Genomic DNA, 11,209 nt, shown 5'->3' with positions numbered 1-11,209 from the left:
ATCCTGGGTCCGCCGCCGCAGGTGTGGCAGTGTCAGAGTGTCCACGCTTGTCATGATCGGCGCACATTGTGTTCCGCTGGTGGACATGGGGGTCTCTCGGCGAGCCGTCCTGCTCGGTGGCGCGGGCCTGGTGGGCGCAGCCGGTCTGCTCGGCTGGACGGGCCCCGACGGCGTGGTGCCCGCCGTCGCACCTGTACCCGTTCAGCCCATGCCGTGGGGTGCGTGGACGGGTGCGGCCGGCCCGGCGGATCGGCGGGTTCGCGTCGCGCGAGGTGTGGGAGGCGCACGAACCTCTGCGGCACAAGGAAAGGATCACGTCACCGGTCGGCGTGTGGTGCGGCCGGGAGAACCCGTTCCACGAGGTTGCTTCCGCGCTGGCGGACGCCGTGGGGTCGTTCGAGCACGGCGGGCACGACCTCGGCTACTGGCGCCGCGTGCCGCCGAAGGCGTTGAGGTTCATCGGGCAGCGACTTTGAGCCGCACCACGGCCGTGCCCGCCTTGCGGTCGTGCCAGGTCCGCGTGCCGCGCAGGTCCAAAGCCTCCACCACGGACAGCACCAGCAGCACGAACCCGCCGACCAGCAGCAACGACGAGAGCCAGCCCGCCGACCCCGAGCCGACGTACCGGCCGACGACGACCCACGGCTGCTGCCAGCCGAGGCCCGCCATCAGCGCCGGCTCCCGCCAGCCCAGACCGGTCAGCACCAGAACGGCGCCCGCGCCCGGCAGCGCGGTCGTGACGAGCGTGCGGGCGAGCACGCGTCTGAGGCTCAAACCGGACGCGGGGCCCACCACCCGCAGCCCCGTCAGGACCTTGCCGAGGGTGTTCAGCCGGAGCAGGACAGCGTCGTACACCGCCGCGCAGAGCACCACCAGCACGGGTTCGTGGACCAGGGGCCAGGCCACGACCAGCACCAGGAGCCAGTCGAGCAGGCGGGCGATCAGCCGACGAACGAGCATGATTCACGCTAAGCGGCGGAAGTCGGTCATAAGTGGTCAGTTCATGGCCACTTGCCGCACGAACTCAGCCACCCACCTGCCGTTGTCGCGCCTGATGGACCGCGGCGCCAGACCGTCGCCCGCGAACGCCTCGACCTCCGCGGGCGTGAGCGGCCACGGCGGACCGTCCGGCTCGGGACCCTCGTCCCGCGCCACGGCGAGGACCAGCAGCGTCGAGCCGGTCAGCGACGAGACCCGCCCGGCCGCCTCGGCGTGCAGGGCGACGGGCAGCGCCTGGACCGTCATGTTCTCCACGACGAGGTCGAACGCGCGGTGCCACTCGGCGGGCGGGTCCAGCAGGTCGGCGACCACGTAGGAGACCGGGGACTCCGGGTAGCGCTTGCGCACCGCCGCCACGGCGGTGGGGGAGATGTCGAACGCGGTCACCTCGAAGCCCAGCGAGGCCAGGAACTCCGAGTCGCGGCCGTAGCCGCAGCCCACCACGAGCGCGCGGCGGCCGGTGCCGTCGACTCCGGCGGCCCAGTCGACCAGGTGTGGTTGCGGGTTCGGGACGTCCCACGGGACGGAGGCCTTGCCGGCTTCGGCCTCCGCGTAGAGGTCCTCGAACCAGCCGGTCGGGTTGGCGGCCTGCAGGCGGCGGTCGTCGGGGAGCATGAACCACTTCTACCGGAGTCCCCGGCGGCGCACGACCACACGGCCGGTCTGCACGGAGAGGAGAACGGCGAAGGCGAACACCCCGTTGAGGCCACCGCTGTTCGGGTCAGGGCCCTCGGAAAGCTCCTCCGCCACGAGCACGAGCGGGGGCAACGCAGCGAACCAGGGCGAGATCGTCTTGTCGAGCGCCGAACCGAGCGACCTCGCCGCGCCACGACCGGACAGCGCCGCCCACGACGCGATCACCGCCATCCCCGGCGCCGGCATCCACCGTGCCGTTCCTGATGCCGTTCCGAACGTCCGGCTGCTCGTCCGGCGGCGGACGTCGGCTCACGCGGCGCAACCACAGCGGGCCGATCCTCACGGCGAGACGATTTTCACCGGACTACCTCGCCGCGCGCGCCCGAGCCACGTACTCCACCAGGCCGTCGTCCGCCGGCCACCCGACCTGCTTGCCGATCGCGGCCTTGTTCTCCTCCCACGACCGCCGAGCAGCCGCCTGGATCGCCGGGTCGCCGCCGGTGAACCTCGCGCCGAGCTCGTCCCACCGCCGCACCACCTCGGCGACGCGCGGGTCGGACGGGGGAACGTCGTCGGCCATGTGCTGCCGCAGTTGCCGCACGAGCTCCAGCCAGGAGGCCTTCAGCGCCTCCACGGCCTCGGGGCCCATGGCGGCGGCGCGGGACCGCAGGTCGCCGAGCTGGTCGGCGGTGAAGTAGCTCTCGTGCACGGCCATCATCTCCAAAGTGGACAGCAGGAATTCGGTGGTGTGCCCGTCGAGCAGTGCGGTGAGCCGCGACCGCAATGCCTCCAGCTGTTGTGCTTGCGCGGTCAAAGAAGCCAGCTGGGCCTCGAAGAGAGGCCGCAGCGAGTCCGAACGCGACAGTGCCGATCGGACCTCCTCCAGCGAGAGGCCTAGCTGACGCAGCGATCTCACCTGATAGAGGAGTCGTACGTCGTCCGGTGTGTACCGACGGTGACCGGACGGCGTGCGCTCGGAGGCGACGACCAGTCCGATCTCGTCGTAGTGGTGCAGCGTGCGGACGGTCAGTCCGCTCGCTTTGGCCAGCTCACCGATGCTCCAACGGGTCATGCCGAGACCGTAGGACCTCCCGTGGCGTGAGGTTCAAGCCTTAAACACCCGATCGAGCGGGTTAATCCGCGAACCGAACGCGCCGATGAAATCGAAGATCGGTCCCCAAAACCAGATTGAGGAAAACTGTGTCTCGTACCGGACTGTTCCGCGCCGCCGCCCTGCTCGCCGCCAGCGCCGCCCCGCTCCTCGCGGGCTCGGCCAGCGCCGCTGAGCTGCCGCAGCTGAACACCGGCGTTCCCGAGGTCGGCGCGGACAAGCTGATCTCCGGTGCCACCCAGCTCGCCAACCCGCTCGACGCCGCCAGCGCGGTGCAGCTGCCGCACGTCGGCGCGCCCGTGGCCTCCGACCTGCCGGTCCCCGCGCTGCCCGCCCTTCCGTCCGTCGCGCAGGAGCGCTCGGTTCCCCACCCCATCGCGGCCGAGGTCGGCGAGATCGCCGGTCTGCCGGACCCGCAGGACCTGCCGGGCACCGCGAGCCTCGGCAACCTGCCGTCGCCGTCGCTGTCCGACCTGCCGACGAACAACGTCGTGCCGAACCCGGCCGTTCTCTCGGGCACCTTCCCGACGATCAACGGCTGATTTCGCACGCGGAAAATGGGCCCGTGCGCGCTCACGGGCCCATTTCGTGCACCAGCAGGGCGACGTACAGCGACAGCACGGACTCCGGGTCCTCCAGCGAGACGCCGAGGACCTGTTCGATCCGTGCCAGCTGCTGGTAGTACGCCGTCCGGGACAGGTGGGCCGCCGCCGCGGCCGCCGATTTGTTGCCGCCGTTCTCGCACAGGCACCGCAGCAGCTCCACGAGCCGCGAGCCCTGGGCGGAGTCCCGTGCCAGCAACGGCCCGAGCTCGCGGTCCGCGAACGCCCGGACGCGCTCGTCCTCGCGCAGCAGGTGCAGGAGCCCGCGCAGCCGCACGTCGTCGAGCCGGTGGTAGAGCTGGGATCCCGGCGCTCGCAGCGCGGCCCCGGCCACGTGCACCGCCTCGCCGAGAGAGCGGCGAACGTCCGTTGTGGACGTCACGGTGGTGCCGACGGCGATGACCACGGAGGACGCCGCCGTCCGGTGGACCTCGCGCGCGACCTTGCGCAGAACCCCCTCCACGCCGATGGTCATCGGCACCGACAGCAGCGCGCGCACCGAGGTGTCGTCCACGACGCCGACCAGCGCCGCGACCGTGACCCGCCGCGCGGCGAGTGCCGTCGCCTCCGCGAGATCGCGCAGGACCTCCTGCGTGGCCAGCGTCTGCCCCTGCAGCACGGACACCGGCCGGACCGCGACGCCGATCAGCTGCCGCCGTTCCAGCGGCACCCCCAGCGCCGCCGCCCGCGCACCCAGGTCCGGTGACTGGGGTGCCTGGCCGAGCAGCTGGGCCAGCAACGTCCGGTGCGTCTGCCGTTCCAGCGACTCCCGGTCGCGCGCCACGAGCCGATGCACCGCCAACGCGGACGCGGCGCGTTCGGCGACCACGACGTGCCGGTGCGGTGGCGGCTCGGGCGAGACCATCACGAGGCGGCCCCAGTCCGCCCCGCGCGCCCCGACGATCGTGATCAGCCAGCCCGACTCGGTGTCGTAGGCGGTCCGCTCGGTCACCGTGACGGCCCGCGAGCGCGCCGCCCAGTCGTCCAGCAGCGTCACGGGGTCGTGCCCGGCGGCGTCGTAGGCGAGCACGTCGTGCCCCAGCGTCTCCAGCACGACCGCCAGCCCGGACGTCCGCGCCACCTCGCGCAGCACCTCGTAGGGTTCGGCGCCCGCGACCGTCAGCGCCGTGAACGTCTCGTGCACCTGCTCCGCGGCCCGCAGCTCGGCCAGCTGGGCGTCCACGATCAACCCGACGACGGCCTCGGTCACGGCCACGTACTTGGTCTCCTCGGTGAGCGTGACCAGCGGCAACCCGTGCCGTTCCGCCGCCGTGACGAGCGCGCCGGGCACGTCGTCGCGCCACCGCCGTCCCAGCTCGACGACGAGGCCCGCGCACTCGACGGCGGCCAGTTCCTCGACGTAGCGGGCGAGGCCGGACTCGGGCAGCATCACGCCGGTCGTGAGCACCAGCTCACCGCCGCGCAGCAGTGGAGCGATGTCTGCGATCTCCGCCACATGCACCCAGCGCACGCGACGGCTGAGGCCGGCCGATCCCGCCACCAGACGCGGCTTTCCCTGCCGGATCACCGGGAGAGCGACGACTTCGGCCACCGTCGGGTACATGGACACAACGTAATGCCAACCAGCCGATCCGGGTACAGGTTGTGCATGGCGGCGCACCCGGCGCGCCAGCAGACTCCGAGGCAGGCGTCAGACCCCTGGAGGACGAGATGGCCCACAAGGAGCTGCTGGCACGACACCGCGCGGTCATGCCGAAGTGGCTGGCCCTCTACTACGACGAGCCCATCGAGATCGCGAGCGCCAGCGGGCGCAGGGTGACCGACCGCGAGGGCACGACCTACCTCGACTTCTTCGCCGGCATCCTGACCAACGCCATCGGCTACGACGTCGCGGAGATCAGCGACGCGATCCGGTCGCAGCTCGACACCGGCGTCCTGCACAGCTCCACGCTCTACCTGATCCGCTCGCAGGTCGAGCTGGCCGAGAAGATCGCGGAGCTGAGCGGCATCCCGGACGCCAAGGTGTTCTTCACCAACTCCGGCACCGAGGCCAACGAGACCGCGCTGATGCTCGCCACCCAGGCGCGTCGGAGCGAGCAGGTCCTGGCGCTGCGCAACAGCTACCACGGCCGTGCGTTCGCCACGGTCGCCATCACGGGCAACCGCGGCTGGTCGGCGTCCGCGCTGTCGCCGATCAAGGTCAGCTGGGTGCACGGCGGCTACCGCTACCGCTCGCCGTTCAAGGCGATGGACGACAAGGACTACATCAAGGCCTGCGTCGACGATCTGCGCGAGATCATCGAGACCACCACCTCCGGCGACGTCGCGTGCATGATCGCCGAGCCGATCCAGGGCGTCGGCGGCTTCACGTCCCCGCCCGACGGCCTGTTCCGCGCGTTCAAGGACGTGCTGGACGAGTACGGGATCCTGTTCATCTCCGACGAGGTGCAGACGGGCTGGGGCCGCACCGGCGAGCACTTCTGGGGCATCCAGGCGCACGACGTGGTGCCGGACGCGATGACGTTCGCCAAGGGCCTCGGCAACGGCCTGGCGATCGGCGGCGTCGTGGCGCGCGGCGACCTGATGGACACGATCAACGCCAACTCGATCTCCACGTTCGGCGGCAACCCGATCTCCACGGCCGGCGCGCTCGCCACCGTCGACTACCTGCTGAGCCACGACCTCCAGGCCAACGCGGCCAAGCTCGGCTCACGGCTGCTCGGCGGCCTGCGCGAGCTGGCCGAGAAGCACCCGGTGATCGGTGACGTGCGGGGCAAGGGCCTGATGGTCGGCGTCGAGTTCGTCGGCCCCGAGGGCGAGCCGAACGCCGGTGCCGCCGCCACGGTGCTGAGCGAGGCGAAGGCGCGCGGGCTGCTCGTCGGCAAGGGCGGCCTGTACGGCAACGTGATCCGCCTGGCCCCGCCGATGACCCTGACCGAGGACGAGCTCGAAGAGGCTCTCGGCATCCTGGCGCAGGCGGTGGAACGCGCGTGACCACCACCCAGAAGTGGATCAGGCACCACATCGGCGGCAAGCCCTGGGACGAGGCCCCGGAACGCCTCGGCGACGTCTACGACCCGACGACCGGCAAGGTGGCCCAGCAGGTCGCCTACGCCTCGGTGTCCGAAGTGGACGCCGCGGTCGACGCCGCGGCGGAAGCGTTTGCGTCGTGGCGCAACGCGTCCCTGGCGCAGCGCTCGACGGTGATGTTCAAGTTCCGCGAGCTGCTGAACGACCGCAAGGGCGACCTCGCGGAGATCGTCTCGGCGGAGCACGGCAAGGTCGTGTCCGACGCGGCGGGCGAGATCCAGCGGGCACTGGAGTCCGTCGAGTACGCGTGCGGCATCCCGGCCCTGCTCAAGGGCGGGTTCAGCGAGAACGCGTCGACCCGCGTCGACGTCTACTCGATCCAGCAGCCCGTCGGCGTGGTCGGCGTGATCTCGCCGTTCAACTTCCCGGCGATGGTCCCGCTGTGGTTCGTGCCGACCGCAATCGCTTGCGGCAACACCGTGGTGCTGAAACCGTCCGAAAAGGACCCGTCGGCGGCGAACTTCATCGCGGAGATGTTCGCCGGGGCCGGGCTTCCGGACGGAGTCCTGAACGTCGTGCACGGCGACAAGGTGGCCGTCGACCGCCTGCTCGACCATCCGGTGGTGAAGGCGATCTCGTTCGTCGGCTCCACCCCGATCGCCCGCTACGTCTACGAGACCGGCACCGCGCACGGCAAGCGCGTGCAGGCACTCGGCGGTGCCAAGAACCACATGGTCGTCCTGCCCGACGCCGACCTCGACCTGGCCGCGGACGCCGCGGTCTCCGCCGGTTTCGGCTCGGCGGGGGAGCGGTGCATGGCGATCTCCGTCGTCGTGGCCGTGGGCGAGGTGGGTGACTCGCTGGTCGAGAGGATCAAGTCGCGGATCGCCGACGTGAAGGTCGGTTCCGGTGCGTCGTGCGAGATGGGGCCGCTCGTCACCGGCGTGCACCGCGACAAGGTCACGTCCTATTTGGACGCGGGCGTCTCCCAGGGCGCCGTACTCGCGGTCGACGGCCGCGACCACCCGATCGACGGCGAGGAGGGCGGGTTCTGGCTCGGCCCGACGCTGTTCGACCACGTCGGCACGGACATGACGATCTACACCGACGAGATCTTCGGCCCGGTCCTCTCGGTGGTCCGCTGCGACACCTACGAGGAAGCCGTCGAGATGGTGAACTCCAACCGGTACGGCAACGGCACCGCGATCTTCACCAACGACGGCGGCGCGGCCCGCCGGTTCCAGAACGAGATCGAGGTCGGCATGGTCGGCGTGAACGTGCCGATCCCCGTGCCGGTGGCCTACTACTCGTTCGGTGGCTGGAAGGAATCGCTGTTCGGCGATGCACACGCGTACGGCCCGCACGGCGTGCACTTCTTCACGCGCTCGAAGGTCGTCACCTCGCGCTGGCTCGACCCGTCGCACGGTGGCGTGAACCTGGGCTTCCCGCAGAACACCTAACGCGCCCGGCCGGGTGCCCACGTTCGATTCCACGGACGTGGGCACCCGCGAAGCCTGGAGCGAGCTCACCGGGCAGGCCGTCGACGAGAAGTTGCACCTCATCCCGCCCGTCTACTCGGACCTGCTGCCGGTGGGCTACCTGGCGCGTGCCGCCAGCGCCTCCGGCAGCGGGTCGTAGCGGGAGAAGTGGCGGGTGAACGTGCCGGTCCCGGACGTCAGCGACCGCAGCTCGATCGCGTACCGCAGCAACTCCGACGACGGCACCTCGGCGCGGATGACCGTGCGCCCGCCCTCGTCCGACTCGGTCCCGAGCACCCGACCGCGCCGTCCGGACAGGTCGCCCAGCACGGTGCCCAGGTGTTCGTCGGGCAGCCGGATCGTGACCTCGTCCACGGGCTCCAGCAGCTGGGTGCGCGCGGCGGACGCGGCCTCCTTCAACGCGAGCGCGCCCGCGGTCTGGAAGGCCGCGTCCGACGAGTCGACGGAGTGCGCCTTGCCGTCCACGAGAGTCACCCGGACGTCGACGACAGGGGTGCCGTCGTGCAGGCCTCGCTCCAGCTGTGCGCGCACACCCTTCTCCACCGACGGGATGAACTGGTGGGGGACCGAGCCGCCGACGATCTTGTCCACGAACTCGAAGCCGGCGCCGCGGGGGAGCGGTTCGACCACGATGTCGCACACCGCGTACTGGCCATGACCTCCAGATTGCTTCACGTGCCGGCCGTGACCCTTCGCAGGGCCGGCGAAGGTTTCGCGGAACGGGACGCGCACCGGTTCGGTGTCGATCTCCGCGCCGCCCGCTCGCAGCCTGGCCAGCACGACGTCGGCGTGCGCCTCGCCCATGCACCACAGGACCATCTGGTGCGTCTCGGCGTTGCGGTCCAGGCGCAGCGTCGGGTCGCTCGCGACCAGGCGGTTGAGGTTGCGGGCCAGGTTGTCCTCGTCGCTGCGGGTGCGCGGCACGACGGCGATGGGCAGCAACGGTTCCGGCATGTCCCACGGCGCCATGAGCAGCGGCTGGTCGGGCGCGGACACCGTGTCGCCGGTCTCGGCGGTGGTCAGCTTCGTCAACGCGCACAGGTCGCCGGCGACGCAGTAGGGGACCTCGCGCAGGGACGAGCCGAGCGGCGAGTAGATGTGCGCCACGCGCTCGTCGGCGTCGTGGTCCTCGTGACCGCGGTCGGCCATGCCGTGGCCGGAGACGTGCACGGGGCGTTCGGGGCGCAGGGTGCCGGAGAAGACGCGGACAAGCGACACGCGGCCGACGTAGGAGTCCACCGCGGTGCGGACCACCTCGGCGACGAGTGGCCCGTCCGGGTCTGCGGCGATGCGGGGCTGGGGGATGCCGTCCACCGACGTCACGGACGGAAGTTCGTGCTCCAGCGGTGACGGGAACGCGCGCGCGATGCCGTCCATCAGTTCCACCAGGCCCATGCCCGTTGCGGCGCACACGGGCATCACGGGGTGGAACGAGCCGCGCGACACGGCGGTCTCCAGATCGGCGATCAGCGTGTCCTGGTCGATCTCCTCGCCCGCCAGGTAGCGGTCCATGAGGCTCTCGTCCTCGCTCTCGGCGATGATCCCCTCGATCAGCGCCGCGCGCTCGTCCGGGTGGTTCTCACCGGACGTCAGCAGCCCGACGAGCGAGTCGCCCTCCTGCATGTACAACGGTACGACGCCCGCGCCGAACGCCGCCTGGCACTCGACGACCGCGTTGCCGAAGTTCGCACGGTGGTGGTCGGTGCGTGTGATGACGACGGCGCGAGGCATGCCGACGAGAGCGCACTCCTCCCACAGCGAGATGGTGGCCGCGTCGACGCCTTCGAAAGCGTTGACAACAAAAAGGGCCGCGTCCGCGGCCCGGAGTCCTGCCCTGAGCTCACCCACGAAGTCGACGTATCCGGGGGTGTCGATCAGATTGATCTTGATGTCCCCGTGCTGGATCGGAGCCACGGCGAGGCCTACCGACCGTTGTTGTCGCACGGCCGCCGGGTCGTGGTCGCAGACGGTGGTGCCCTCGGTGACCGACCCCGCCCGGGTCACGACGCCGGTGGCGGCGAGCAGGGCTTCGGTGAGCGTCGTCTTGCCCGCCCCGGAGGGCCCCACGAGCACGACGTTGCGGACCTTGGCCGGGTCGTCCACAGCGACCGCGCCTGCCGATGTGCCGTTGTCGGAGTGCTTGCTTCCCATGGCGACCTCCGTCAAGTCGTAGTGTTCGATCTCACACCCGTTCCCGGTTCTGGACAAGGGTTCAGACACGACTGGGCGCCCACTGACACGCGAACACGTTTCACAGACAGAACCGAGTGAGCACCATCACGGACCTGCGGTTGATCGGAAAGTGGCCTTCTGGTTCGTGGCTTCAGTGGCTTGGTCCAGGGGGCCACAGCGGACGTACGGTGAGTTCACCAAGACTTCCCCTCGTGAAAGGTTGCCCCGGTGAGCACTGATCAGGTCACGGGTACCGCCCGCGTCAAGCGCGGCATGGCCGAGATGCTCAAGGGCGGCGTGATCATGGACGTGGTCGACGCCACCCAGGCGAAGATCGCGGAGGACGCGGGCGCCGTCGCCGTCATGGCCCTCGAGCGCGTGCCCGCCGACATCCGCGCCCAGGGCGGCGTCGCGCGCATGAGCGACCCCGACCTGATCGACGGCATCATCAACGCCGTCTCGATCCCGGTCATGGCGAAGGCCCGCATCGGCCACTTCGTCGAGGCCCAGGTCCTCGCGTCGCTCGGCGTCGACTACATCGACGAGTCCGAGGTGCTGACCCCGGCCGACTACGCCAACCACATCGACAAGTGGGCGTTCACCGTCCCCTTCGTCTGCGGTGCGACGAACCTGGGTGAGGCCCTGCGCCGCATCACCGAGGGCGCGGCCATGATCCGCTCCAAGGGCGAGGCCGGCACGGGTGACGTCTCGAACGCCACCACGCACATGCGCAAGATCCGCCAGGAGATCCGCCGCCTGCAGAACCTCCCCGAGGACGAGCTCTACGTCGCCGCCAAGGAGCTCCAGGCGCCGTACGAGCTGGTCAAGGAGATCGCGCAGAACGGCAAGCTGCCCGTCGTGCTGTTCACCGCGGGCGGCATCGCGACCCCGGCCGACGCCGCGATGATGATGCAGCTCGGCGCCGAGGGCGTGTTCGTCGGTTCCGGCATCTTCAAGTCCGGCAACCCGGCCCAGCGCGCCGAGGCCATCGTGAAGGCCACCACCTTCCACGACGACCCCGACGTCATCGCCAAGGTCTCGCGCGGCCTGGGCGAGGCCATGGTCGGCATCAACGTCGAGGACGTCCCGGAGCCGCACCGCCTCGCCGAGCGCGGCTGGTAGGTCCCGGCGACGAACGGAGAAGGGGGGGGCGCGGCCTGGGGGGGGGCCGGGAGGGGGCGGGGGGGGGCTGGGGGGGG

Annotated in this window: 12 protein-coding genes; 6 read left to right on the top strand and 6 right to left on the bottom strand. The window is 70.8% G+C overall.

What is annotated here, in order from left to right; translation table 11 throughout:
- The first annotated feature begins 218 nt into the window (after positions 1-218).
- The gene (locus tag ORI60_RS30210) at positions 219-476 is read left to right on the top strand and encodes a hypothetical protein (protein WP_266041393.1); all 258 of its coding nucleotides are present in this window, start codon (positions 219-221) and stop codon (positions 474-476) included.
- Here the strand turns inward: ORI60_RS30210 and ORI60_RS30205 are convergent.
- The 4 genes from ORI60_RS30205 to ORI60_RS30190 form a co-directional block, all read right to left on the bottom strand.
- Positions 457-960, bottom strand: coding sequence for an RDD family protein (locus ORI60_RS30205; RefSeq protein WP_266041392.1), 504 nt, complete (start codon positions 958-960; stop codon positions 457-459). The genes ORI60_RS30210 and ORI60_RS30205 overlap by 20 nt on opposite strands.
- Positions 961-996: 36 nt before the next feature.
- Complete coding sequence (locus ORI60_RS30200; RefSeq protein ID WP_266041391.1) at positions 997-1,614, bottom strand: class I SAM-dependent methyltransferase; 618 nt, start codon at positions 1,612-1,614, stop codon at positions 997-999.
- A gap of 9 nt (positions 1,615-1,623) precedes the next feature.
- A complete protein-coding gene (locus tag ORI60_RS30195; protein WP_266041390.1) occupies positions 1,624-1,881 on the bottom strand; it encodes a hypothetical protein in 258 nt (85 codons plus the stop codon).
- Between the two features lie 118 nt (positions 1,882-1,999).
- Entirely contained in the window at positions 2,000-2,707 is a 708-nt protein-coding gene (locus tag ORI60_RS30190) for a MerR family transcriptional regulator (protein ID WP_266041389.1), read from the bottom strand.
- 128 nt (positions 2,708-2,835) lie between these two features.
- On the opposite strand from ORI60_RS30190, the gene ORI60_RS30185 reads away from it, so the two are divergent.
- A complete protein-coding gene (locus tag ORI60_RS30185; RefSeq protein WP_266041388.1) occupies positions 2,836-3,288 on the top strand; it encodes a hypothetical protein in 453 nt (150 codons plus the stop codon).
- Between the two features lie 31 nt (positions 3,289-3,319).
- Here the strand turns inward: ORI60_RS30185 and ORI60_RS30180 are convergent, their stop codons facing one another.
- Positions 3,320-4,912, bottom strand: coding sequence for a PucR family transcriptional regulator (locus ORI60_RS30180; RefSeq protein WP_266041387.1), 1,593 nt, complete (start codon positions 4,910-4,912; stop codon positions 3,320-3,322).
- 107 nt (positions 4,913-5,019) lie between these two features.
- On the opposite strand from ORI60_RS30180, the gene ORI60_RS30175 reads away from it, so the two are divergent.
- The 3 genes from ORI60_RS30175 to ORI60_RS30165 are packed head-to-tail and all read left to right on the top strand — an operon-like array spanning position 5,020 to position 7,977.
- Positions 5,020-6,303, top strand: a complete 1,284-nt coding sequence (locus ORI60_RS30175) for an aspartate aminotransferase family protein (RefSeq protein WP_266041386.1) — start codon at positions 5,020-5,022, stop codon at positions 6,301-6,303.
- Positions 6,300-7,799, top strand: a complete 1,500-nt coding sequence (locus ORI60_RS30170) for a CoA-acylating methylmalonate-semialdehyde dehydrogenase (protein ID WP_416234510.1) — start codon at positions 6,300-6,302, stop codon at positions 7,797-7,799. The genes ORI60_RS30175 and ORI60_RS30170 overlap by 4 nt, the downstream gene beginning before the upstream one ends.
- A gap of 13 nt (positions 7,800-7,812) precedes the next feature.
- On the top strand, positions 7,813-7,977 hold the full coding sequence (locus tag ORI60_RS30165; RefSeq protein WP_266041385.1) for a hypothetical protein: 165 nt from the start codon (positions 7,813-7,815) through the stop codon (positions 7,975-7,977).
- Here ORI60_RS30165 and ORI60_RS30160 read toward each other — a convergent pair.
- Positions 7,935-9,989 carry an elongation factor G-like protein EF-G2 gene (locus tag ORI60_RS30160; protein WP_266041384.1) on the bottom strand — a complete coding sequence of 685 codons (2,055 nt, stop codon included), beginning with the start codon at positions 9,987-9,989 and terminating at the stop codon, positions 7,935-7,937. The genes ORI60_RS30165 and ORI60_RS30160 overlap by 43 nt on opposite strands.
- A 249-nt stretch (positions 9,990-10,238) precedes the next feature.
- On the opposite strand from ORI60_RS30160, the gene pdxS reads away from it, so the two are divergent.
- Complete coding sequence (pdxS, locus tag ORI60_RS30155; RefSeq protein ID WP_266041383.1) at positions 10,239-11,132, top strand: pyridoxal 5'-phosphate synthase lyase subunit PdxS; 894 nt, start codon at positions 10,239-10,241, stop codon at positions 11,130-11,132.
- Positions 11,133-11,209: the final 77 nt, after the last annotated feature.

The organism is Lentzea sp. NEAU-D7 (assembly GCF_026242055.1).
GTDB lineage: Bacteria > Actinomycetota > Actinomycetes > Mycobacteriales > Pseudonocardiaceae > Lentzea.
Note: the sequence above shows the minus strand (reverse complement) of the source record. Positions and strands in the feature narration are given on the sequence as shown.

Coding starts and splice junctions, on each gene's coding strand:
- ORI60_RS30205 (WP_266041392.1), bottom strand. CDS start 960: ATGCTCGTTCGTCGGCTGATCGCCCGCCTGCTCGACTGGCTCCTGGTG.
- ORI60_RS30200 (WP_266041391.1), bottom strand. CDS start 1,614: ATGCTCCCCGACGACCGCCGCCTGCAGGCCGCCAACCCGACCGGCTGG.
- ORI60_RS30195 (WP_266041390.1), bottom strand. CDS start 1,881: ATGCCGGCGCCGGGGATGGCGGTGATCGCGTCGTGGGCGGCGCTGTCC.
- ORI60_RS30190 (WP_266041389.1), bottom strand. CDS start 2,707: ATGACCCGTTGGAGCATCGGTGAGCTGGCCAAAGCGAGCGGACTGACC.
- ORI60_RS30180 (WP_266041387.1), bottom strand. CDS start 4,912: ATGTACCCGACGGTGGCCGAAGTCGTCGCTCTCCCGGTGATCCGGCAG.
- ORI60_RS30175 (WP_266041386.1), top strand. CDS start 5,020: ATGGCCCACAAGGAGCTGCTGGCACGACACCGCGCGGTCATGCCGAAG.
- ORI60_RS30160 (WP_266041384.1), bottom strand. CDS start 9,989: ATGGGAAGCAAGCACTCCGACAACGGCACATCGGCAGGCGCGGTCGCT.